Genomic DNA, 22,492 nt, shown 5'->3' on the forward strand with positions numbered 1-22,492 from the left:
GCTTTTGGCCCAATCTAATAGCGGCCTCATACTTGTAAGCGAGCGCCTGCCGGGCCGACATTGCAAAACTTTATCGCAACGATATGGATTTACAATTTGCCGATGTCGGCGGCCCTGTTTTATAAAGCCTCGCATTCCGCCGCGTTTCCCAATGCCCGAACAGGGAAGCGCAGTCATACCAAGACCTTTAAGGAGATCCGCAATGGCCGTACTCGTTGGCAAACAAGCCCCCTTCTTCGATGGCGCGAAAACCTTCTCCGCCGTGCTGGGCGATGGTCAGATCGTTGACAACTACTCCTTCAAGCAAGCTACCGCCGGCAAGTACGCGGTAGTGTTCTTCTACCCGCTGGACTTCACCTTCGTGTGCCCGTCCGAGCTGATCGCTTTCGATCACCGCCTGGCGGACTTCAAAGCCAAGAACGTGGAAGTGATCGGCGTGTCCATCGACAGCCAGTTCTCCCACGCCGCATGGCGCAACACCCCGGTGGAAAAAGGCGGCATCGGCCAAGTTGGCTACACCCTGGTGGGCGACATCCAGCACGAACTGTGCAAGGCCTTCGACGTTGAAGCCGACGGCGGCGTCGCTTTCCGCGGCTCCTTCCTGATCGACCGTTCCGGCGTGGTGCAGCACCAAGTGGTGAACAACCTGCCGCTGGGCCGCAACGTCGACGAAATGCTGCGCATGGTTGACGCACTGCAATTCACCGAAGAGCACGGCGAAGTGTGCCCGGCCGGTTGGAACAAGGGCAAGAAAGGCATGAAGCCGAGCGCCGAAGGCGTGGCTTCCTACCTGGCCGAAAACGCCAAGGACCTGTAATCCGTCTTTAACGGATTGCGTCCGACCCTGCCCCGCGCGCCTTGGCCCGCGGGGCTTTTTCTTGCGCGGCCTTGGCCGGTTTGGCGCATTGCTCGCTATAACTAACAATAAGTTTCCAAAATAGGACAGGCCCAAGCCATGTCTTTGCCGATCAGCCAGCTGGACAGCTTCACCATGCTGCATGCGATGCGCTCCACCCACCTGTCCGTGCCGCACGCCTTATTGGGCGCGGCCCTGCTGACCGGTCTGGAATGGGGGCGGGCGCCGCTGGTGGCCGCCTTGCTGTGGCTATTGCTTTTCAGCCTGCTGCTGCTAAGCCTGTGGGGCACCACGTGGCGCGCCTGCCGCTGCCCCGAGCACGACGCCTGGCAGATCGCCGCCTTGCATAGGCGTTTTTCCGCGCAGATCGTCGCCGCGGGCGCGGGCTGGGGTCTGGCCGCCTGGATTCTGATGCCCGGCGACGATCTGACTTACAGCCTGATCGTGGTGCTGTGGGGCATCGCGGTCAGCGCGGTACAAGGCGCGATGCTGTCCGCGCGCCGGGAGCTGTTTTACGGCTTCGTCGGCCCGCTCTGGGGCTTGCTGCTGCTGCGCATGTTTCTCTCGCCGGAGGCGGTGCTGCGCTGGGTGGGCGCTTCCGGCATCATCTATTGCCTGTCGCTGACGCTGTTCACCGCCTTATTGCATCGCTTCGCGCTGGAATCCATGGGGCAGCGCGCCGAAAACGCCAGCCTGATGCGCGAGTTGACGCTGGAACAGACGCAGCTGGACAGCTACAACGCGATACTGGAGCGGCAAAACATAGAACTGGACGGCGCCGTGGAGCGCATCAGCGAACTGGCCTCGCGAGATCCCTTGACCGGGGTGCTGAACATGCGAACCCTGATGCGGGAAATGGAGCGCCTGTTGGAGCTTTCGGAAACCCAGGGCGCGCCTTTCGCCATCGCCATCATCGACCTGGACCATTTCAAGCGCATCAACGACAGCTGCGGCCATGCGCGCGGCGACGAAGTGTTGCAGCAGCTGTGCGAGCTGGCGCAGCAGGCCCTGGCGGACGGCGAGCTGTTCGGCCGTTACGGCGGCGAGGAATTCCTGCTGCTGGCGCCGGCCTGCAGCGGCGCCGAATTGAGCCGGCGCATGGAAACGCTGCGCGACAAGGTGGGCGGCTGGGACTGGCGGCGCTGGACCGGCGACTTGCCGGTGACCTTGTCCTGCGGCGTGGCCGCCTGGCGGCCGGGCGTGGATCCGCTGGGCTTGCTGCAACAGGCGGACAAGGCCTTGTACCAGGCCAAGGCGCAAGGGCGGGACCGCGTCTGCCTGGCGAGAGAGGCCGGGGCGTGAGGCGAAGACTGGGCATTCTGATGCCGTTTCCCTGGCAGGCCGCGCACCCGCAGCTGGAGGCGGAGCTGGTGCGCCAGTTCGTCTCCATGCTTCAGCTCTCTATCTTGCAGTCCTTCATCGCCATTCCTCTGTTTGGCGTGCTGATGTACGGGCACGCGCCCGGCTGGCGCATCCTGTGCTGGGTGGGCATGTTCCTGCTGATGCAGCTGCTGTTCGCGCGCCTGGTCTACCGTTTTCGCCGTTACGCGCATACCCAGGACCAGGTGTTCCGGCATTACCAGGCGCTGCGGCAACTGATGCTGTTCAGCGCCTTGGTGTGGAGCATGATGATGTGGTTCATGTTTCCGCAGGAGGAAGGGCCCTACCGCATCGTGGTCGTGCTGTGGCTGGCCGGCGGCTTCGCCGCGGTATGCCTGCTGCTGGCGCCGTGCCGCGATCTGCACCTGACTTTCTTCGTCGGCTACTGGGTGTATCCGCTCTACCGCTTCCATTGCGAGGGCACCTTGCTGTACAGCGCCTTGCTGGTGGGCGCGGTGATCTTCATCCTGGTGCAATGGGAGTTCCTGTCGAGCTTCAACCCCCTGCTGCGCGACACCGTGAGGCTGCGCGAGCGCAATGCGGTGGTGCTGCGCCGGCTGCAAGATCTGTACGCGGAAAGCGCGGCCAAGAGGGAACTGCTGGAACAGCGCAGGCAGATGCTGCAGCAGGCGGCGGAGCAGATGCATCTGCTGGCGGACTCCGACGTGCTGACCGGCTGTTTGAACCAGCGGGCCTTGCGCTGCCGCATGGCGGAGCTGGATCAGTCCGACGCGGGCCCCTGGAGCCTGGCGATGCTGGATCTGGACGAGTTCAAGCAGGTGAACGACCGTTTCGGCCACTTGGTGGGCGACCAGGTGCTGCAGCAGGCGGCCAAGCACATCGCCTCCTGTCTGGAGGCCTGGATGACGCTGGCGCGCTATGGCGGCGAGGAGTTCGTGGTGCTGGCGCCGGGCTTGGCGCCGGAGGGCTTGGCGGAAAGAATGGAGGCGGTCAGGCTGCGCCTGGCGCAGGCCCAGTTGGACGGTTTGCCGGAAGGCTATGCGCAGACGGTGTCCATCGGCGTGGCGGGCCAGCCGCCGCTGAACGGCAGCCAGCAGGCCTTGTTGCAGGCGGACGCCGCCTTGTACCGCGCCAAGGCGTCCGGCCGCAACCGGGTATGCCTGTGGAACGCGGAGCCGGAGCGGGGCCAGGCCGGCTGAGCCGCTGATCAAGGCCCGCCGCGTTTCGTGAGCGCCGCTCCGGCCGGCTCGCGCGCCGCCTGTGCATGCCGTTTCTTCAGCTGTTTTCGCCTTGTCTCGCGCGGGCTTGCGAGAGCTTGTACGGGTTTGGGGGCGCCGGCTCGGGCTCATTAGCGAGCATGGCGCGCAGCGCCGGCTGCTGGATCAGCGCCGACAGACAGACGGCGGCGGCGCACAGCCACCATAGCGCAATGCCGCCCACGGCGCCGTACAGCCAGGTGCCCAGCGCCGGGGCGAACAGGGTGCGGCCCTGCCACACCGCGTTGTACAGCCCCAGATAGCGGCCGCGAAGCCGGCCTTCCGAGCGGTGCATCACCAGCATGGCGTAGCAGGGCGACACCAGCAGTTCGCCCAGCGTCAGCGTCGCCATCATCAGTACCGCCCACAGCGGACCCTGGCCCAGGGTCAGCCACAGGAAGGCGAAACCGGTCAACAGCACCCCGGCTTGAGTGCTGGCCAGCAGGCCCCAATCCAGGATGCGGCGGCTGATGGCGATCTGCAGCGCCACCACCATCAGGCCGTTCAGCGTGAACAGATAACCCACCCATTGCGGTCCCAGCTGGTAATGCTCGCGCAGGAACAGTCCCAGCGTCACATAGATCTGGTCGAATACCGCGGTCATCAGCACCATGCCCAGCAACATGCGCAGAAAGGGCGCGTCGCGCCAGGGGCCTTGGCGGCCGCCGGCGTCTTCGCCGGCCCGCGGCGGCTCTGCGTGGGCCGTGCCGGCGCGGCGGTAGGCCCAGGCCAGCCATAGCGCCGCGCTCAGCGTGGCGGCGGCGTTGGCGGCGTAAACCCAGCCATAGCCGATGGCGGCCAGCGAGCCGCTGAGCAAACCGGCGCCGGCGACGCCCAGGTTGAAGGCCACCCGCAACATGCCCTGGGCCACCGCGCGCTGCCGCGGCAGACAGGGCTCCAGCGCCAGGCGCAGATTGACCGGCCGGAAAGCGCCGTCGGCGAAACCAGAGACCAGCAAGACCGGCGCGAACAGCCATAACGGGATGGCCAGCGCCAGCAACAGCAGGCACAGGCCGGAAACGGACAGGAACAGCGTGGCCAGCTTGCGGCCGTCGAAGCGGTCGGATAGCGAGCCGCCGTTGAGGGAACCGAGCAGCGCGCCGGCGCCGTAGGCCGCCATGGTCAGGCCGATCTGCGCATAGCCCAGCTGGTAGCTCTCGCGCAGATAGAGCGGCAGGAATAGTTTGGAAATGCCGCCGATATTGTTGATCAGGCTGCACAGCACCTGGATGTAGACCGTGGCGGGCAGGCCGCGATAGGGGGACAGCAGGCGTTTCAGCCAGGGGGAGGGGGGCGGGCGGCTCATAAGAATCCAGGATATGATTATGCTTTTGACTTATCTTGCTGCGTTGCAACGAAGAAAGTCAACACCATGAATATCCGTCCGCCCGGGACGCCGCGGCTTTTCAGCTCAGCGGCAGCTTGGCCTTGACCGTGCGCATCATCGCGGGCTGGGCGGCGGCGACCGGGTGCAAACCATCTGGCTGGAACTTGGATAGATCGGCCTCGAATCCGGCCACCAGCAGCGGAACGAAGGACAGGCGCTCGCGCCTGGCCAGGTCGGCGTAGGCTTTGCGGAACTCGGCGCCGTATTGCGGGCCATAGTTCGGGGGCAGGGCCATGCCCACCAGCACTACCTTGGCCTTGCTTTGTTTGGCTAAGGCGATCATCTTGGACAGGTTGCCGCGCATTTGCTCCAGCGGCAGGCCGCGCAGTCCGTCGTTGGCGCCCAATTCCAGCACCACGATGTCCGGGCGGTGGCGCGCCAGCGCGTCCGGCAAGCGGGCCAGGCCGCCGGCGGTGGTTTCGCCGGAAATGCTGGCATTGACGATGCGGTGCTTCGCCCCCATCTCCTTGGCGAGCAGGCTGACCCAGCCCTGGCCGGGAGAGAGGCCGTAACCGGCTGACAGGCTGTCGCCGAAGACCAGTATCGTCGCGGCGGACGCCGGCAGCATCAGCAGGCACAGGCCGGCGGAAAGTAGAACTTTGCTTAGTATCGAGCGCATAAATGAATCCAATTGAAACCCAGGCGGTGTTGGCGGCCAGCGAGCTGGCCAAGCAGGTGCATTTCCACGGCGAGCCGCTGAACATCCTGCGCAGCGCCACGCTGACCTTGTATCCGGGCGAGAGCGTGGCCATCGTCGGCGCTTCCGGCTCCGGCAAGTCTACCTTGTTGTCCCTGTTGGCGGGGCTGGATCATCCGTCCGGCGGCGAGGTGTCCTTGTTCGGCCAGGCGCTGTCCGGCTTGAGCGAAGACGCGCGCGCGCTGCTGCGCAGAGACAAGGTGGGGTTCGTGTTCCAGAATTTCCAGCTGATGCCGCAACTGACCGCGCTGGAAAACGTGATGCTGCCGCTGGAGCTGGCCGGCCGCGCCGACGCGCGCGAAGCGGCGCGGCAGATGCTGGACCGCGTCGGCCTCAGCCATAGGCTGGGCCATTATCCGCGCCATTTGTCCGGCGGCGAACAGCAGCGGGTGGCCTTGGCGCGCGCCTTCGTCATTCATCCCGGCCTCTTGTTCGCCGACGAACCCACCGGCAATCTGGACCCGCACAGCGGCCGCCAGATCATCGATCTGCTGTTCCAGCTCAACGCCGAACAGGGCACCGCTCTGGTGCTGGTCACCCACGACACCGAGCTGGCCAGCCGCTGCGACGCCATCTACCGGCTGGTGGAAGGCAAGCTCAACGGGGCGCGCTCATGACTCTGGCCGGCCGCTTGACCCTGGTGTTGCGCTTCATCCGCCGCGAACTGGTGTCCGGCGAACTGACCATCCTGGCCCTGGCCCTGGTGGTGGCGGTGATGGCGATGAGCAGCGTGGCCTTTTTCTCCGATCGCGTGGAGCGCGCGCTGACCACCCAGGCCACGCAGCTGCTGGCCGCCGACCTAGTGCTCAACGGCAATCAGCCGGCGCCGGAACCCATCCGCCGCGAGGCGGAAAAGCGCGGTCTGCGGCTGGCCGACAACATCAGCTTTCCCTCCATGGTGTTTTCCGGCGGTCAGGCGGCTTTGGCCACGTATAAATCGGTCAGCGACAACTACCCCTTGCGCGGCGAAGTCAGCGTGCGCCTGGCCGACGGCCGCGTGGAAACCGGCAGCCTGCGGCCGGCCGCGGGCACAGCCTGGGCCGACGCCCGCCTGATGCGGCGCTTGAAGCTGAAACTGGGCGACACCCTGGGCGTCGGCGGCGCGCAACTGCGGCTGGCCGGCGAAATCGTCCGCGAGCCGGACGGCGCGATGGACCTGTACAACTTCGTGCCGCGGCTGATGTTCAACCGCGCCGACCTGGCCGCCACCGGCCTGATCCAGGAGGGCAGCCGCGCGCGCTGGCGGCTGATGTTCGCCGGCGACGACCGCGGCATCGCCGACTTCCGCCAGTGGCTGGACAAGGCCAAGCCCAAGGACGCGCGGCTGGAAAACGTCGAGGAGGCGAGGCCGGAAGTGCGCACCGCGCTGGAGCGCGCGCGGCGTTTCCTGGGCCTGACCGCGATGTTGACCGTGGCGTTGGCGGCGTCGGCGGTGGCGCTGGTGGTCCGCCGCTATCTGGCGCGCCATTGGCAGCAGGTGGCGGTGCTGCGCTGCCTGGGCCTGACGGCGGGCGAGGTGTGGGGGCTGTTCGTCAGCCTGTTCCTCTTGCTGGGCCTGCTGGCCGGCGCCTTGGGCACCGCCGGCGGCTTCGGCGTGCAGCTGGCCTTGATGCGCTTGGCCAGCGGCTATGTCGGCGAAATACTGCCGGACCCGGGCTGGCTGACCTGGCTGGTGGGGCCGCTGGCCTCGCTGGTGTTGCTGGCCGGCCTGGCTCTGCCGCCCTTGATGGGCATACGCGACGTGCCGCCGGCCGCGGTGCTGCGCGATGAATTGACGCCGACCCGCCAGGGCGTGCTGGCGCCCTTGCTGGCCCTGGTGGCCTTGCTGGGCCTGGCCGCCTGGCAGGTGGGCGATCTGGCGGTGGCCGGCTGGCTGCTGGCCGGCATGCTGGGCTTCTTCGCCGCCGTGGGCGCGCTGGCGCTGGGCGTGGTCTATCTGATGCGGCGGCTGCCGCGCGGACGCCGGGTGGGCTGGCGCTTCGGCATCGCCAATATCGCGCGCCGCCACTGGCTGGCGGTGATCCAGATCGTGTCCTTGTCGGTGGGCCTGATGGCCTTGCTGACGCTGACCATTGTGCGCGACGACCTGATCGGCGCCTGGCAGCGCAGCGTGCCGGCGGACGCGCCGAATAAATTCGTCATTAATATCCAGCGCCACCAGCTCGACGGCGTGCGCAACGCCTTCGCGGTGGAGGGACGCGCGGCGCCGGAGCTGGCGCCCATGGTGCGGGCGCGGCTGATCGCGATCAACGAGCATCCGGTGCGGCCGTCGGCTTACGAGGACGAACGCGCGCGCCGGCTGGCCGAGCGGGAGTTCAACCTGTCCTGGCGCGACGAGTTGCCGCCGGGCAACAAGCTGACGGCGGGCCAGTGGTGGCAGCCTCAGAAACGGATTCCGCCGCAGTTCTCGGTGGAGCGCGAGCTGGCCGCCACCTTGGGCATCAAGCTGGGGGACACGCTGGTCTTCGATCTGGCCGGCACCGCTTACCGCGCCAAGGTGAGCAGTTTGCGGGAAGTGCCGTGGGACAGCTTCCGCGTCAATTTCTTCGTGATCGGCACGCCGGGCCAGTTCAGCCAGCAGCCGGCCAGCTGGATCACCAGCTTCCGGCTGGAGGCGGCGGACGAGGACTTCGTCAACCGCCTGGTGGGCGAGTTTCCCAATCTGACCGTGATCGACGTCGGGGCGATCCTGAGCGAGGTGAGGGCGATGATGGACAAGCTGTCGCGCGGCATCGAAGCCATGTTCGGCCTGGCGCTGGCCGCCGGCGTGCTGGTGTTGTGGGCGTCGCTGGCGGCCACTCGCGACGAGAGGCTGTTCGATGTCGGCCTGATGCGGGCGCTGGGGGCGTCGCGGCGGCAGGTGCGCAGCGTGGTGCTGGCGGAGCTGGCCTGGTTGGGCGCGTTTTCCGGTTTATTGGCGGCCTTGGGCGCCATGGGCATCGGCGCTTTGGCTTCGGTCAAATTGTTCAATCTGCCCTTGGTGTTCAATCCGTGGCTGTTGCCCGCCGGCGTCGCCAGCGGCGCGCTGGTGGTGGTGGTGGCCGGTTGGCCGCTCGTGGGGCGGGTGACCAGAACGTCGCCGATGGCGGTGTTGAGAGCGATCTGAGTGTAGTGGTCAAAGCTGAGAATCAAGCGGGAGCAAGCCCGCAAGGAGACGCATGATGGATGCGATAGTACAGGCGGCAATGGCCAAGTGGCCGAACGTGCCCGCCGTGTTCGGCTGGCTGCGGCTGGATGCGCGCGGCCAGTGGTGGATCAAGGACGAACGCCTGCAGCACGAGGCGATGGTGGAGTTTTTCGGCCGCAATTACAGCCGCGACGGGCTGGGGCGCTGTTATGTGCAGAACGGGCCGCAGAAAGTCTATGTGACGCTGGACGCCGCGCCGCTGGTGGCGCGGCGCACTCCGTCGGGCTGGCGCACGCTGCCCTACGACGACGACGTGCCGGCGCGCTCCGCCTGGCTGACGCCGGAGGGCATGTTGCTGATCGAGATCGGCGGCGAGCTGGCGGCGGTGGACGACCGCGACCTGGCCGCGGTGCTGGAAGAAGGGGCGCCGGGCTGGGACGGCGACATGGACTCGCTGCCGGACCGGCTGGCCTTGGGCAAGAGCGCCATCCCGCTGGGCAAGGAGAGCCTGCCGGACTTGTGGCGGCGTTACGGCATCGTCGGCCGGCCCAAGGGCTGAGCCGTTTCACCTCCAAACAAAACCCCGGGCAAGCCCGGGGTTTTGTTTGGTCCGCGGATGGCTTAGAACCGGTTTACAATCTCGCGAGCAAGGGCGAGACAAGGCGAAAACGGCTGAAAAAGCGGAGTGTACACACGGTACATGAGTATTTTGAAGCCGTACTCACCGTGTAACGCTCCACGACGCGTAGCAGATCGTAAACAGGTTCTTAGAGCGGACGCGACTCCACCTGCACCAGACGCTTGCGCCCGGCCAGCATGCCCATGGCGAAGGTGGCGGCGGAGATCAGCGAGAACAACAGGCCCAGCGGCCACAGCGCGTGGGTCTGGTCGCGGATCAGGCCCACGCTGAGCGGGCCGAGCGAGGCCAGCGCGTAGCCGACGCCCTGAGCCATGCCGGACAAATGGGCGGCGACATGGGGGTCCGGCGAGCGCAGCGCCAGCAGGCTCAGCGCCATGCTGAACAGGCCGCCCTGGCCCAGGCCCAGCAGCACCGCCCAGAACAGCAGGCTGTCGGTCGGCGCGAACAACATGCCCAGCAGACCGCTGATCACCAGCGCCACGGTGGCGGCGATCGGCGGCCGCTGGTCGCGGCAGCGCTGTCCCAGGGCCGGCACCAGCAGCGAGGACAGCACCTGCACCATGATGGAGATGGACAGCAGCAGGCCGGCGTGCAGCGCGGTCTCGCCGCGGTCAATCAGAATGGACGGCAGCCAGCCGAACACGATGTAGGCCATCGAGGACTGCAGGCCCATGAACAAAGTCACCTGCCAGGCCAGAGGGTCGCGCAGCAGGCCGCGCACCAGCCATTGGCCGTGGTGGGACGCCTGCCGGCTCCGTGTCTGCGGCCACCACACCAGCAGCGCCAGCAGCGCCGGGCTCGCCCAGATCGCCAGCGCGCCCTGCCAGTTGTTCCCCATCCAGCGCATCGCCGGCACGGTCAGGCCGGCGGCCAGCGCCGCGCCCAGGCACAGCGCCATGGTGTAGACGCCGGTCATCAGGCTGACCTGGGCGGGGAAGTCGCGCTTGACGATGCCGGGCAGCAGCACGCCGATGATGCCTATGCTGGCGCCGGCCAGCGCCGAGCCGGCGAACAGGCCGAATTGACCGAACTGGGTGCGCAGCAAGATGCCCAGCGCCAGGGTCACCAGAATCAGCGCGATGGTCTTTTCACTGCCCCAGAGGCGGGCCAGCCGCGGCGCCAGCGGACCGAACACGCCTAGGCAAGCGACCGGCAGCGTGGTGAGCAGGCCGGCCATCAGGCCGCTGAGCCCGCGGCTGGCGGCGACGTCGTGCAGCACCGGGGACAGGCTGGACAGCGCCGGCCGCAGATTGACGCCGACCAGGATCAGGCCCAGCAGCAAGAGCCAGGGACGGTGCAGCGCGGGGCGCTGGCTTTGCACGCCGGCGTCGTCGATCTCGGCGTCGATCAGCGTGTCTTCAACCGGCAGATGATCCGGCATGGATTTGGGTGTGGACATGGGTTTTCCTTCTGCGCTTTTGTTGTTGTCGGAGCCGGCTCCCCGCGCCTGGGGGCCGGCTCAAATCGGGCTTAATCCGTGTTGGAGCGATTCAGCAAGCGGTCCAGCGCCTCCAGCAAGGGGCGGGTGATGGCGGCGGCGGCGCGCGCCGCCTCGTCCGGCCGGCGCTGGCGTATGGCTTCGTAAATGGCCTGGTGGGCGGCGAGGTCCGGGTCCGGCAAGGCCTCGTCCAGGATGGATTGCTGCACGTGCTGGCGCACCGCGCGCGAAAAATAGGCGTAGAGCTCGGCCAAAGCCTGGTTGCCGCTGGCGTTGGCGATGGCGAGATGAAATTCCAGATCCCGCTCGATGAAGTCCTCCAGCGGCTCCTGCGGCAGGCGTTCTCCGCGCCGCGCCAGCGCGTCCGCTATCGCGCTGAGATCCGCTTCCGGGCAGCGGCCGGCCGCCAGCCGCGCCGCGCTTTCCTCCAGCATGCAGCGCACTTCCAAGTGCTCGCGCAGGCTGGCGCGGCTGATGGCGCGCATCGCCTCGCCGGGGTTGACCGTGGCGCGCACATAGCTGCCGTCGCCCTGGCGCACCTCCAGCAGGCCGGCGTAGAGCAGCACCCGCACCGCCTCGCGCACCGTGTTGCGGCTGACGCCCAGCTGCTCCGCCAGTTCCGGTTCGGTGGGAATGCGAGCGCCTATCGGCCAGTCGCCGTCCGCCAGACGTTTGGCGATGTTTTCCACGGCGATGTCGACCAGCGAGCGTTTATAGGGCAGCGCCAGCATGCGGCCTCCTTATTCATCCAATCATCCGATGAATTTTAACGAGACAATACGGCGCAGGCAATGCTAGATGAAAAACAAATAGCAAATATCAATCATGCATAAGTGGAGATGCCGTTGCCGCTGTTGCCGTTGCCGGACAGGCCCAGGCCGTTGTTCAGAATCTGGGAATTGACCGCATAGGGCGCGCCCAGAGAGTAGACCATCGCGTATAGCGATAGCGCGCTGATCTGCTGCGCGCTCAGCTGGATGGTGCCGGACTGGTTGCCGGTCAAGGAGGCGAGGTTGGCGGGGACGGTGTTGGACGTCGGGGTGGCCGACTGCCGCAGCTGCAGGCTGAATTGCATTTTCTGCAAGGCGGTCAGGGTTTGCGGAATGGTGCCGTTGCCATAGGAGGCGTAGCTGTTGGCCAGCCAGTTCAGCGCCCGGGCGGCGGTGTAGAGCAGATTGGCCACGCCCTGGGAGTCGCCGCTGTAAGCGCTTTGCAGGCTGTTGTTGCTCAGGCTGAGGCTGCCCATCTGGCCGAACTGCTGCGGATATTGAAAATTGAGGCCGATCTGGTTCAGCTTGACCAGCAGCGAGCTGCCGTTGCTGTAACTGGCGCCGGCCTGCTGGTTCATGCTGTTGGCCAATTGCTTGGCGATGGGGTCGCGGCTGAGCAGGCCGCCGCTGACCAGCAGCGCGTTCAGGCTGCCTTGCAGGGTGTTGAAGGCGTCGGCCAGCGATTGCGCCTGCCCGTTGAGGCCGTTCAGATCCAGCTTGACCGAGATATTGGTGCTGCCGGTGGACAGCAAGTCCATGGATACCGAGGCGCCCAGCGAGATGCCGCTGTTGCCGGCGTTGGAACCGGAGGCGCCGTTGATCAGGTAGTTGGCGTTTTGCGCGGCCTGGGTCTGGGTCAGATTCTGCCCGCTACCCACCGCCTGGGTCTGGTCGAAAGCCAAGCGCGACAAGCCGTTCTGATCCGTGTTGTTGCCGTCGTTGTCGCTGACCAGGATCTGGAAATTGTTGCTGGCGCCGGTCTGGGCGGCGCTGATCTGCAATTGATAATTGCCGGAGGCGTTCTGCACGATATTGGCCACCATGCCGACGCCGGAGCCGTTGATGGCGGTGGCGATGCTGGACAGCGTGCCGTTGCTGATGGAGAGCGTGGCCGAGCTGCCGCTGGGCGTGAAGCTGCTGGCCGAGGTGGACGATGTGTAGGCGTAGCTGCCGGTCTTGATGGTCAGGCTGCCGCTGCCCACCGCGGTGCTGCTGGTGTCCGGCAGCGTGAAGGCGGTGACCGCGCTGTGAGCCTGGGCCAGTTGCGAGACGGATACGCTGTAATTGCCGTTTTGCGCGCCGGCGGCGGTGGAGACGCTGGCCACCGACGGATTGCTGCTGCTGCCGCTGATGGAGTTGTTGACCGCGTACGGGGAATAGATCTGTTGCAGGCTGTCTTGGAAGATGTTCAGGCTGGACAGCAATTGGCCCAGCCCGGAAATCAGCACCACATTGGGATCGGTGCCGGCGCTTGGCGAGCTGTTGCTGCTCCGGATCAGCGGCACAATGGGCGAGGAGCCCAATAAACCGCTCAAGAGTTGGTTGTTATTGCCGAAAAGCGATAACAGCGGATTGTAATTTCCAAGGATATTGTTTGCCATGGCTCACCCGCAGAATCCCTGTTGCCACATCTCAGTGTAGGCGAAAAATCAGGGACTTGCCGGCGAGCGGGCTGTCCCGGCGGACAGGCCGCCGGGGAGGGGGCTTACTTGGCCGGAGCCGCGTCCTTCACGCATTTCTTCACGAAGCTGGCCTTGGCCGCGCCGGCGAGTTTCTTGTCGGCGGCTTTGACGTCGCAGGCTTTCTGGGCGTTGGCCGCGGCGCTGTCTTTCTCGCATTTCTTCAGGAAGCTGCTTTTGGCGGCGCCGGCCAGTTTCTTCTCGGCGGCTTTGGCGTCGCAGGCGGCGTCAGCCAGCGCCAGGTTGGCGGAAGTCAGGGCCAGAACAGCGATCATCAGGTATTTGCGCATGATTCATCCTTGGTAGCACAGGTTGTCGGGCCCATGACGGGCGAGAAAAACGATACTCCAAGTTATAGCGCATGAACACTGCGTTTTGTTGACGTCATGTAACGGTTTGCATCGATAGATGTCAGCATTGTCAGTAAACGCGGCCGGATTCGCGGCCTCTTAAGAACCGCTAAGCGAACCTCGCGGGGAGGCTGAGCCAAGGCGCGCCGACGCAGGCAGCGCCCGTCGGGCGCAAGGCAGGATCCGGAGTTTTGCGAGCGGGTCTTAGTCGTAGCGGCGCTGGCGCGCGTTGAGGCGGTAGACCAGGGCGAGGGTGGAGAAGGCGAACAGCACCAGCAGCAGGCCCAGACGGTGGGCGCTGGCGTAGTCTGCCTGTTCCACGTGGTTGTACAGCGCGATGGAAATGACCCGGGTTTCCCCTTCGATATTGCCGCCTATCATCAGCACCACGCCGAATTCGCCCACGGTGTGGGCGAAGCCCATGCTGGCGGCGGCCAGCACGCCGGAGCGGCAGCTGGGCAGGATGACGCGGGTCAGCCGCTGCCAGCGGTTGGCGCCCAAGACCATCGCGGTTTCGATTTCCTCGCGCCGCACCGCGTTGAAGCTGACGATCAGCGGTTGCAGGACAAAGGGCAAGGAGTACAGCACCGAGGCGATGATCAGCCCTTGAAAGGTGAAGGCGAGGCCGGGCCAGCCCAACCAGGCGGTCAGCTGGCCGATGGGGCCGTGCGGGCCGAAGGCGACCAGCAGATAGAAGCCCAGCACCGTGGGCGGCAGCACCAGCGGCAGCGTCGCGCCGGCCTCAATCACCGGCTTGAGGCGCGAACGCGTGCGCGACAGCCACCAGCCCAGCGGCACGCACAGCAGGAGCAGGATCAGGGTGCTGATGGCGGCCAGCCGCAGCGTCAGCGCGATGGCCGCCCATTCGGAAGCCATCATTGCGCGAAGTCGTAGCCCGCTTTCTTGATCAGCGCGCGCGCCTTGTCGCCCTTGAGGAAGGCGAGGAAGGCCCTGGCCGCCGGCGTGTCGCGCACCAGCAGCGCGTCCTGGCGTATCGGCTGATGCAGCTTGGCCGGCACCAGCCAGTAGCGGTCGGAGATGCCTTGTTCCAGCAGCTGCGCGTAAGCGACGAAGGCGAAGTCGGCGCCGCCGACCTGGGCGAACTGCATGGTCTGGCTGATATTGTCGCCGGTGACGAACTTGGGTTTGAGCGCGTCGACGAGCTTGAGCGCGGCCAGGGTTTCCATCGCCGCGCGGCCATAGGGCGCGGCCGCCGGGTTGGCGATGGCCAGCTTGTTGAAGTTGCCGCCGCGCAGCGCGGCTTCGCCGGCGTCGTCGCGCTGTTTGCTCCACAGCGCCAGCTTGCCGATGGCGTAGGTGAAGCGGCTGTCGGGTTTGCCTATCTTGTCGCGCAGCAGCTCGGCCGGGCGTTCGTCGTCGGCGGACAGGAACACGTCGAAGGGCGCGCCCTGGCGGATCTGCGCGGTGAGCTTGCCGGAAGCGCCGCCGCTGGCCTTGATGTCATGGCCGCTGGCGGCCTTGAACTCCACCGCGATCTTGTCCAGCGTTTGCTGGAAATTGCTGGCGACCGCCACGGTGACGGTGTCGGCGGCGGCGAACAGCGGGGACAACAACAGCAAGAAACTCAGTAGTTTGCGCGGCATGGTCGGCTTTCTGACAAGAGATGAGGCGACCATTATGCCGCCAGCCTGGGCGCTAGCCTACTCCCCAAACGACGTAGCCGCCGCCAGATGCTGGGCCATCTGCCGCGCGTGGTGGCTGCTCCAAAGGTCGACGCGCTGTTGCAGCCATTCCGCATTGGACGGTTGCGCGTTGGCGAGGTCCATGTCCTTGCCCAGCAGATTGACGCCGCCGGCCAGCAGCAGCCCGGATTCGGAGTCTTCCAGCTGGCCCACGGTGGACACCTGGGCCAGATAGGGATCGATGTCGTCGGCGAAGCGCGCCAGGTTGAGGGCGGTCTTCACGGGGCGCCGTTCCTTGGGGCCGGCCAGCTCTCTGAGCATGTCGCCCACCGCCACGCGCAGCCGGGCGATGCCCGGACCGGGCGCGGCGGCCACCGGCAATCCCTCGCGGCAGAGCGCCCGGGCCAGGCTGTTGCGGTAGCAGGCGTCTAGGCGGTTGTGCTCGTCCGCCGCCGTCGCCAGCCATTGGCCGTCCGCTTGGCGGCCCAGGAAAATCAGCGGCTCGATCAGGATGCCGTGATAGCGTTTCAGATCGACGCCGGGCTGCAGGTACAGCACCTGGCCGGCATGCTCAGGGTTGGGATGAAAAGCTTCGCTGGGCAGCAGGACCAGATTCTCCGGCGGCTCCCCAGCGTGGCCGATATTGGCCAGCAAGGCGGAAGCCATCAGCGCGCAGGCGAGTTTAAAGAATGGTTTCATCGTGCGGGCTCAGTGGAGATTGCGTGGGAGATGGACTGCGGCCGCCAAGCGGCGTTCCCTCTATATTGTTGCGACTTTGTGACGGGGCGGACTGTCTTCATGCGGCTTATCGCGTCGTCGAGGCCGCGCCGCGCCGCGTCGCCGGCGCCAGTTGTTGGCGCAGCAGCGGGGACCAGTCCTGGGTCAGCAGCTGCCGCCAGCCGTCGTCTTCGTCGCCGGAGGCGGCTTCGGCTTGCGACTGCATGGTGACGCCGCCGGCGACCACGCCCCGTCCCAGCGCGTCTTCCAATTGGGACACCGAGGACACCAGTTGCAGATAGGGTTCTATATTGGAAGCCATGCAAGGCAGTTGCAGCGCCACGTGGCTGCTGTTCAGCGGCTGGCTGTCCTGGGCAATCCGAGACTGACGCGCGGCCACCGCGATGCGCAAGCGCAGCACGCCGGCGGTGGCCACGTCGGTCAGCGCGATAGGCCAGGCCTGCAGCAGCGCGGCCACCTGGCGGCGCATGATCTGGTTGGCGTTTTCCTGTTCCGCGGTTTGCAGCAGCTGCCAGCCGCCGTCCTGCTGGCGGTTCAACAGCAGCAAAGGCTCCACGATCAGCGCGTGGTAGCCGCTCAGCGCAGCGGGGGATTGCTGGTAAGTCAATTGCTGCGGATGCCCTCCTTGTCGGAAAGCGTCCATCGGCAGGCGCCATAAATCCCTGTCGGTCTGCCGGACTGCCGCCAATCTGGCCAGCGCCGTCCAGGCCACCAATGCGCATCCCAGATTGAAGAATGGCTTCATGAAAAGACTCGCATCATTTAAGCAGTCCATTTAATCAGGTATAGAACGCGAGCAAAACTATGCAAAATGGAAAGGTGGACAGTTGATTTGGCGCAAACTTTGCTTGATTGCGGGGGGCGGGCCTGACATGTCGGTCAGGCCGGCTTGTCTGGTATCATGCGCGATCGTCCCGCTGCGCTGTCTCATGCTTCCCGTCAAATGATGAAAACTCTGTTTCGCCTGTTCTTGCTGTGCCTTGCGCTGGGCTGTGCCTGGCTGGTTTGGGTGGTCCTGATTCCGGTTGGCCTGCCGGAAGCCGGTTACAAGCTGACCGTGGGGCCCAATCGCACCCTGAGCCAAGTGGCGCGGGGACTGGAGCAGGAGGGCGTGGTTCGCAGCCGTCAGGTGATGGTGGCCCTGGCCCGCCTGCAAGGCGTGGACCGCAAGATCAAGGCCGGCCTGTATCGTTTCGACGGCCAGGCATCGATGCTGGACATCCTGAACCGCCTGGCCGACGGCCATCCGGACGAGGCCAGCCTGACGGTGATCGAGGGCTGGACCTTCCGCCAATTCCGCCAGGCGATAGACCGCAACCCCGACATCAAGCATACGGCCAAGGACTGGAGCGACGAGGAGATCATGCGGCGGCTGGGCTTCGGCGACGCCAAGCCGGAAGGCCTGTTCTTCCCCAGCACCTATCTGTTCTCGCCGGACACCGAGGACGCGGAGCTCTACCGCCAGGCCTTCGGCGCGATGCAGCAGCGGCTGGAAGCGGCCTGGGCGGCGCGCAAACCGGAGCTGCCTTACCGCACGCCTTACGAGCTGCTGATCATGGCCAGCCTGATTGAGAAGGAAACCGGCGAAGACGCCGACCGTCCAATGGTGGCGGGGGTGTTCGTCAACCGCTTGAAGCAGGGCATGCGCTTGCAGACCGATCCCTCGGTGATCTACGGCATGGGCAGTCTGTACCAGGGCAAGATAGGCAAGGCCGATCTGCGCCGCGACACGCCTTACAACACTTATACCCGCGCCGGCCTGACGCCCACGCCCATCGCCTTGCCCGGCAAGGCGGCGCTGGACGCGGCGGCCAATCCGGCCGAAACCAAGGCCTTGTATTTCGTCGCTCGCGGCGACGGCACTTCGCATTTCTCCGCAACGCTGGACGAACACAATCAGGCGGTGCGCAAATATATTTTGAAGAAAGGACAGTAATGGCGCTAGAGCAGCAACGCGGCCGCTTCATCAGCCTGGAAGGCATAGACGGCGCCGGCAAAAGCACCCATCTGGCCTTCATCCGCGATTGGCTGGCGCAACACGGCGTCAACGCCGTATTCACCCGCGAACCGGGCGGCACCCCTTTGGGCGAGAAAATCCGCGAGCTGCTGCTGGCGGTGGACACCGAGGCCTCGCTGGACGCGGAAACCCTGCTGGTGTTCGCTTCGCGCCAGCAATTGCTGCACAGCGTGATCGAGCCCGCGCTCGCCGCCGGCCAGTGGCTGGTGTCCGACCGCTTCACCGATTCCACCTTCGCCTTCCAGGGCGGCGGCCGCGGCGTGCCGTTCGAGCGCATCGCCGAACTGGAACAATGGGTGCAGCACGGTTTGCAGCCGGACCTGACCCTGCTGTTCGACCTGCCGCTGGAAGTGGCGGCCGAGCGCATGTCCAAGACCCGGCAGCTGGACCGCTTCGAGCAGGAGAAGGCCGACTTCCACGTGCGCGTGCGCGAAGCCTATTTGCGCCGCGCCGCCGGCCAGCCGCGTTTCGCGGTGCTGGACGCCAGCCGCTCCATCGCCGAGATCCAGGTCGACATCGCGGCCTGCCTGCAAAAACTGCTGGAGGCCGCGTGATGCTGCTGCCCTGGCAAGAAGGCGATTGGACGCGGCTGAACGCCGAGCGCGAACGCCTGCCCAATGCCTGGCTGTTCACCGGCGCCGCCGGCATCGGCAAGCTGGAGTTCGCCGAACACCTGGCCCAGTCGCTGCTGTGCGAACGCCCGCAGGCCGGCCACCAGCCTTGCGGCGAATGCGAGGCCTGCCGCTGGTATCGGCACGGCACCCACCCGGACTTCCGCCGCTTGTCGCCGTTGGGCGACGAGGACGAGGAAGGCAAGGAGGGCGCCGAGGGCAAGAAAGTCAGCCGCAAGCTGCCGGTGATCAAGATCGAGGCGGTGCGCGATGTGATCGATTTCGCCCACCTGAGCGCGCATCGCGCCGGCCGGCGCATCGTGCTGGTGGAACCGGCGGAAAGCCTGAATCCGGCCGCCGCCAACGCCTTGCTCAAAATCCTGGAAGAGCCGCCGGCCGAGGTGCTGTTCCTGCTGGTGGCGCATGCGCCGCAGCGCTTGCTGCCCACCATACGCAGCCGTTGCCGCCAGTTTCCGTTGACGCGGCCGCACCAGGCCCAGGCGCTGGCCTGGCTGCGCGAGCAGGGCGTGGCGGACGCGGAACTGGAACTGGCCCATAACGGCGGCGCGCCGCTGTTCGACCACGATCCGGCTTTGGCCAAGCTGCGCGGCCAGTTCGTCCAGGGCCTGGGCCAGCCCAGCTTCGCCAATGTGCTGCAGCTGGCGGAGGCGGTGGACAAGCAGAAACTGCCGCTGTTGCTGCCCATAGGCTGGCTGATGAAGTGGCTGCATGATCTGGCGAGTTTGAGACTGGCCGGTTTGGTCCGCTATTATCCAGATCAGGAGCGCGCCTTGCAGCCACTGGCGGCGCGCGCCGACATCGCGCAATTGATGGCGTGTCAGCAGACGCTCAACCAACTGGCGCCGTTCGGCCAGCATACCTTGAACACGCGCTTGCAATTGGAAGCGGTGCTGATGGACTATCTGAAGATATTCGCCAGCGGCAAGGCCGCCTGACACAGAGGGTTAGCCAAGTATGGACAATTCCGCCACTCGCCCGGACCTGAATCCCAACCGTCCCGGGGTGCTGTCCCTGCACATCAAGGAGCGCAGCGCGCTGTTCGCCGCCTACATGCCCTTTGTGCGCCACGGCGGCATCTTCATTCCCACCAATAAGGAAATGAAGCTGGGCGAGGAGGTGTTCCTGCTGCTGACCCTGATGGACGACCCGCAGCGCATCGCGGTGCAAGCCAAGGTGGTGTGGCTGACGCCGGCCGGCGCCAACAACAGCCGGGTGCAGGGCGTCGGCGTCGAGTTCGTCGCCGGCGACGCCGGCAAGCAGGCCAAGGACAAGATCGAGGCCCTGCTCAGCGGTGTGCTCAACTCCAGCCGGCCCACTCATACCATGTGATTGTTTTAGCGGCGCGCGTCCGCGCGCCGCAGCCAGATTGACGCAAATATGTTTATCGACTCCCACTGCCATATCAATTTTCCCGACCTCGCCGCGCGCATGCCGGAAGTGCTGGCCAATATGCAGGCCAACCAGGTCAGCCACGCGCTGGTGATCGGCGTCAGCCGTCCCAAATATCCGCAAGTGCTGGAACTCGCGGAGAGCCACGGCAATCTATACGCCACCGTGGGCGTGCATCCGGACGACCCGGAAGCGGAAGAGTACAGCGAGGACGAACTGGTGGCGCTGGCCGCGCACCCGCGGGTGGTGGGCATAGGCGAAACCGGGCTGGACTACCACTGGTGCAAGGGCGATCTGGAATGGCAGCATCAACGCTTCCGCACCCATATCCGCGCCGCCAAGCGCGTCGGCCTGCCGCTGGTGATCCACACCCGCGAGTCCGCCGAGGACACCATCCGGCTGATGCGGGAAGAAAACGCCGAGGCGTGCGGCGGCGTGATGCATTGCTTCACCGAAACCTGGGAGGTGGCGCAAGCCGCGCTGGAGCTGGGCTTCTACATTTCCTTCTCCGGCGTGGTGACCTTCAAGAACGCGGCCCAGGTCAAGGAAGTGGCGCAGAAAGTGCCGCTGGATCGGATGCTGATCGAAACCGATTCCCCGTATCTGGCGCCGGTGCCGTATCGCGGCAAGGTCAACGAGCCGGCCTATGTCCGCCATGTGGCCGCGCACATCGCCGAGCTGCGCGGCATGGCGGTGGAAGAGGTGGCGCGCGTCACCAGCGATAACTTTTTCCGGCTGTTCTCCAAGGCCAGCCGTTGAAGCGGAGAAAGCGCATGAAGCGAATCTTGCTGTCCGGGCTGGCCTTGCTGGCCATATTGTTCTCGGCCCAGGCCTGGGCCAATTGCGTCAATCTGAACGGACGCAGTTATTGTTCCGAAGACGGCGGCATCGCCCTGGTGCAGCGCGGACAGGCGATGTGCGGCAAGGGCGAATGCGCGATCGATGAATTCGGCAACGTACTGTGCTCGCCTTATCCGGGCGGCGGCGTGGTGCGCGCCAACGGCGTCACTTACGCCGGCCCCGGCGCCTGCCTGCTGTCGCGCGACGGCAATCCGTATTGCGCCAAGCAGCCGCGCGGCGGCTGCCAGCAAGACGCCGACGGCAATGTCCGCTGCGACGGCGGCTGGGTGCGCGAGAAGGCGGAGCGCCCCGAGCGCTGCCGCTGATGCCTTATTACTTGGGAAACGCCATTGGGTTCGCTTGAAGTCACCATCCTGGGCTGCGGCTCCAGTTCCGGCACGCCGGCCATAGGCTGCGACTGCGTCACCTGCCGTTCGCCGGATCCGCGCAATCGCCGCACCCGCGCCAGCGCCTATATCAAGGCGGCCGGCCAGGGGCTGTTGATCGACACCGGGCCGGACCTGCGGCAGCAGGCGCTGCGCGAAGGGCTGAGCCAGGTGGACGCGGTGCTGTACACCCATCCGCACGCCGACCACCTGAACGGCATCGACGACCTGCGCGCCTTCTGCTACGTGAAGAAGGGGCCGATCACGCTCTACGGCAACGCCTTCACTCTGGACAATATCAAGAGCCGTTTCGACTACGCGCTGCTGCCGCCGTCCAAGATGTGGGACAAGCCGGTGCTGCTGCCGCAGCAGGTGGACGGGCCGGTGGACTGCGGCGGCGTCACGCTGACGCCCGTGCCCATGCAACACGGCTCCTGGCCTTGCCTCGGCTGGCGCGTCGGCGACATGGCCTGGCTGACCGATGTGTCGGACATCCCTGACAGCAGCCTGCCCTTGTTGCAGGGGCTGAAGCTCTTGTTCCTGGACTGCCTGAACCACGACCCCTATCCGTCCCACCTCGGCGTGCGGCAATCCTTTGCCTGGGCCGAGCGCATCGGCGCCGAACGCACGGTGCTGATCCACATGACCCACAGGCTGGAATTCGGCGCGCTCAGCGCCGAATGTCCGCCCGGCGTGGAGGTCGGCTATGACGGCTTGCGCGTTGAGCTGCCGTTTAGCTGATGCCCGTCATGCAAAGAAATCGTTAATAATCAATCGCTTTTATTTCAGGGTTGCAGCGGGATCTTTTGATCCAGCACCGCCACCGCGGTCAGCGCATTGTCCGGGCTGCCGTCCAGCAGCTTGTCGGAATAGCTGAGGTAGGTCAGGGTATTGCGTTTGGCGTCGACGATGCGCACCACCCGCACATGCTTGAAGATGAAGGACGCGCCTTCCTTGAACACCTGCTCCTGCTTGGGCAGCGGCCGCGAGAACTTGATCGCGCCCACCTGGCGGCAGGCCACCGAGAAGCGGGACGGGTCCTTGGCCAGGCCCAGCGCGCCCTTGTAGCCGCCGGTCTTGGCGCGCGAGATATAGCAGGCCACGCCTTGCACCGCCGGGTCGTCGAAAGCTTCCACCACCACCTTGTCGTTGGGGCTGAGCAGCTTGAAGGTGGTGGACACCTCGCCCACTTCCTCGGCCATCGCGGGCGCGGTCAGGCAGGCGAGCAGCAACAGGGCAATCTTGTTCATTCAGGTTCTCCGGCCGCGGGAAAAACGCCGGCCGCGGAGGGCGGCCGGCGGTCAGC

Annotated in this window: 24 protein-coding genes; 13 read left to right on the plus strand and 11 right to left on the minus strand. The window is 65.9% G+C overall.

The window, feature by feature from the left end; all coding sequences use genetic code 11:
• The first annotated feature begins 202 nt into the window (after positions 1-202).
• The 3 genes from NK214_RS03615 to NK214_RS25145 all read left to right on the plus strand — a co-directional run bounded on the left by NK214_RS03615 (position 203) and on the right by NK214_RS25145 (position 3,396).
• On the plus strand, positions 203-817 hold the full coding sequence (locus NK214_RS03615; RefSeq protein ID WP_107798102.1) for a peroxiredoxin: 615 nt from the start codon (positions 203-205) through the stop codon (positions 815-817).
• 138 nt (positions 818-955) lie between these two features.
• Complete coding sequence (locus NK214_RS03620) at positions 956-2,158, plus strand: GGDEF domain-containing protein (RefSeq protein WP_107798103.1); 1,203 nt, start codon at positions 956-958, stop codon at positions 2,156-2,158.
• Positions 2,155-3,396: a GGDEF domain-containing protein gene (locus NK214_RS25145; RefSeq protein WP_146176562.1), complete on the plus strand. Its 1,242-nt coding sequence runs from the start codon at positions 2,155-2,157 to the stop codon at positions 3,394-3,396. Before NK214_RS03620 ends, NK214_RS25145 begins: the two co-directional genes overlap by 4 nt.
• Before the next feature lie 76 nt (positions 3,397-3,472).
• Here the strand turns inward: NK214_RS25145 and NK214_RS03630 are convergent, their stop codons facing one another.
• Together NK214_RS03630 and NK214_RS03635 are read right to left on the minus strand one after the other, a co-directional pair.
• Positions 3,473-4,759, minus strand: a complete 1,287-nt coding sequence (locus tag NK214_RS03630) for an MFS transporter (RefSeq protein WP_253313786.1) — start codon at positions 4,757-4,759, stop codon at positions 3,473-3,475.
• Positions 4,760-4,859: 100 nt separating this feature from the next.
• A complete protein-coding gene (locus tag NK214_RS03635; RefSeq protein WP_107798106.1) occupies positions 4,860-5,459 on the minus strand; it encodes an arylesterase in 600 nt (199 codons plus the stop codon).
• Positions 5,460-5,461: 2 nt separating this feature from the next.
• Between NK214_RS03635 and NK214_RS03640 the strand changes: the two genes are divergently transcribed.
• Genes NK214_RS03640 through NK214_RS03650 form a run of 3 tightly spaced genes read left to right on the plus strand, consistent with a single transcriptional unit; the run spans position 5,462 to position 9,223 of the window.
• Complete coding sequence (locus NK214_RS03640; protein WP_048414370.1) at positions 5,462-6,154, plus strand: ABC transporter ATP-binding protein; 693 nt, start codon at positions 5,462-5,464, stop codon at positions 6,152-6,154.
• Entirely contained in the window at positions 6,151-8,643 is a 2,493-nt protein-coding gene (locus tag NK214_RS03645) for an ABC transporter permease (protein WP_253313787.1), read from the plus strand. Before NK214_RS03640 ends, NK214_RS03645 begins: the two co-directional genes overlap by 4 nt.
• Before the next feature lie 55 nt (positions 8,644-8,698).
• A complete protein-coding gene (locus NK214_RS03650) occupies positions 8,699-9,223 on the plus strand; it encodes a DUF2946 family protein (RefSeq protein WP_227106865.1) in 525 nt (174 codons plus the stop codon).
• A 208-nt stretch (positions 9,224-9,431) separates the two neighbouring features.
• On the opposite strand, the gene NK214_RS03655 is transcribed toward NK214_RS03650, so the two are convergent.
• The 8 genes from NK214_RS03655 to NK214_RS03690 all read right to left on the minus strand — a co-directional run bounded on the left by NK214_RS03655 (position 9,432) and on the right by NK214_RS03690 (position 16,667).
• Positions 9,432-10,703 (minus strand): MFS transporter, encoded by a 1,272-nt coding sequence (locus NK214_RS03655; RefSeq protein WP_253313788.1) that lies wholly within the window; start codon positions 10,701-10,703, stop codon positions 9,432-9,434.
• 71 nt (positions 10,704-10,774) lie between these two features.
• Positions 10,775-11,473, minus strand: a complete 699-nt coding sequence (locus tag NK214_RS03660) for a FadR/GntR family transcriptional regulator (protein WP_253313789.1) — start codon at positions 11,471-11,473, stop codon at positions 10,775-10,777.
• A gap of 92 nt (positions 11,474-11,565) precedes the next feature.
• Positions 11,566-13,047: a flagellar filament capping protein FliD gene (locus NK214_RS03665; RefSeq protein ID WP_158274223.1), complete on the minus strand. Its 1,482-nt coding sequence runs from the start codon at positions 13,045-13,047 to the stop codon at positions 11,566-11,568.
• Positions 13,048-13,217: 170 nt separating this feature from the next.
• Complete coding sequence (locus tag NK214_RS03670; RefSeq protein ID WP_107798111.1) at positions 13,218-13,481, minus strand: hypothetical protein; 264 nt, start codon at positions 13,479-13,481, stop codon at positions 13,218-13,220.
• Positions 13,482-13,745: 264 nt separating this feature from the next.
• Positions 13,746-14,420: a molybdate ABC transporter permease subunit gene (gene modB / locus NK214_RS03675; protein WP_107798112.1), complete on the minus strand. Its 675-nt coding sequence runs from the start codon at positions 14,418-14,420 to the stop codon at positions 13,746-13,748.
• The gene (gene modA, locus NK214_RS03680; protein WP_253313790.1) at positions 14,417-15,145 is read right to left on the minus strand and encodes a molybdate ABC transporter substrate-binding protein; all 729 of its coding nucleotides are present in this window, start codon (positions 15,143-15,145) and stop codon (positions 14,417-14,419) included. Before modA ends, modB begins: the two co-directional genes overlap by 4 nt.
• Before the next feature lie 57 nt (positions 15,146-15,202).
• Positions 15,203-15,883, minus strand: coding sequence for a DUF3313 family protein (locus tag NK214_RS03685; protein WP_107798114.1), 681 nt, complete (start codon positions 15,881-15,883; stop codon positions 15,203-15,205).
• A 106-nt stretch (positions 15,884-15,989) separates the two neighbouring features.
• Positions 15,990-16,667 carry a DUF3313 family protein gene (locus NK214_RS03690; RefSeq protein WP_227106874.1) on the minus strand — a complete coding sequence of 226 codons (678 nt, stop codon included), beginning with the start codon at positions 16,665-16,667 and terminating at the stop codon, positions 15,990-15,992.
• Between the two features lie 198 nt (positions 16,668-16,865).
• Between NK214_RS03690 and mltG the strand changes: the two genes are divergently transcribed.
• From mltG to NK214_RS03725, 7 genes are read left to right on the plus strand one after another with little or no spacing between them, the layout of a single operon-like run.
• Positions 16,866-17,858: an endolytic transglycosylase MltG gene (gene mltG, locus NK214_RS03695; RefSeq protein ID WP_107798116.1), complete on the plus strand. Its 993-nt coding sequence runs from the start codon at positions 16,866-16,868 to the stop codon at positions 17,856-17,858.
• Positions 17,858-18,493, plus strand: coding sequence for a dTMP kinase (gene tmk, locus NK214_RS03700; protein WP_227106876.1), 636 nt, complete (start codon positions 17,858-17,860; stop codon positions 18,491-18,493). The genes mltG and tmk overlap by 1 nt, the downstream gene beginning before the upstream one ends.
• On the plus strand, positions 18,493-19,506 hold the full coding sequence (locus NK214_RS03705; RefSeq protein ID WP_253313791.1) for a DNA polymerase III subunit delta': 1,014 nt from the start codon (positions 18,493-18,495) through the stop codon (positions 19,504-19,506). Before tmk ends, NK214_RS03705 begins: the two co-directional genes overlap by 1 nt.
• A gap of 19 nt (positions 19,507-19,525) precedes the next feature.
• The gene (locus NK214_RS03710; protein ID WP_048416050.1) at positions 19,526-19,900 is read left to right on the plus strand and encodes a PilZ domain-containing protein; all 375 of its coding nucleotides are present in this window, start codon (positions 19,526-19,528) and stop codon (positions 19,898-19,900) included.
• A gap of 48 nt (positions 19,901-19,948) precedes the next feature.
• A complete protein-coding gene (locus NK214_RS03715; protein WP_227106878.1) occupies positions 19,949-20,719 on the plus strand; it encodes a TatD family hydrolase in 771 nt (256 codons plus the stop codon).
• Between the two features lie 14 nt (positions 20,720-20,733).
• Positions 20,734-21,126 carry a hypothetical protein gene (locus NK214_RS03720; protein ID WP_107798119.1) on the plus strand — a complete coding sequence of 131 codons (393 nt, stop codon included), beginning with the start codon at positions 20,734-20,736 and terminating at the stop codon, positions 21,124-21,126.
• Positions 21,127-21,150: 24 nt separating this feature from the next.
• Complete coding sequence (locus tag NK214_RS03725; protein ID WP_107798120.1) at positions 21,151-21,927, plus strand: MBL fold metallo-hydrolase; 777 nt, start codon at positions 21,151-21,153, stop codon at positions 21,925-21,927.
• 44 nt (positions 21,928-21,971) lie between these two features.
• On the opposite strand, the gene NK214_RS03730 is transcribed toward NK214_RS03725, so the two are convergent.
• Positions 21,972-22,436, minus strand: coding sequence for a CreA family protein (locus NK214_RS03730; protein ID WP_107798121.1), 465 nt, complete (start codon positions 22,434-22,436; stop codon positions 21,972-21,974).
• Between the last annotated feature and the right edge of the window lie 56 nt (positions 22,437-22,492).

This window comes from Chromobacterium sp. S0633 (genome assembly GCF_024158805.1).
Taxonomy (GTDB): Bacteria; Pseudomonadota; Gammaproteobacteria; order Burkholderiales; family Chromobacteriaceae; genus Chromobacterium.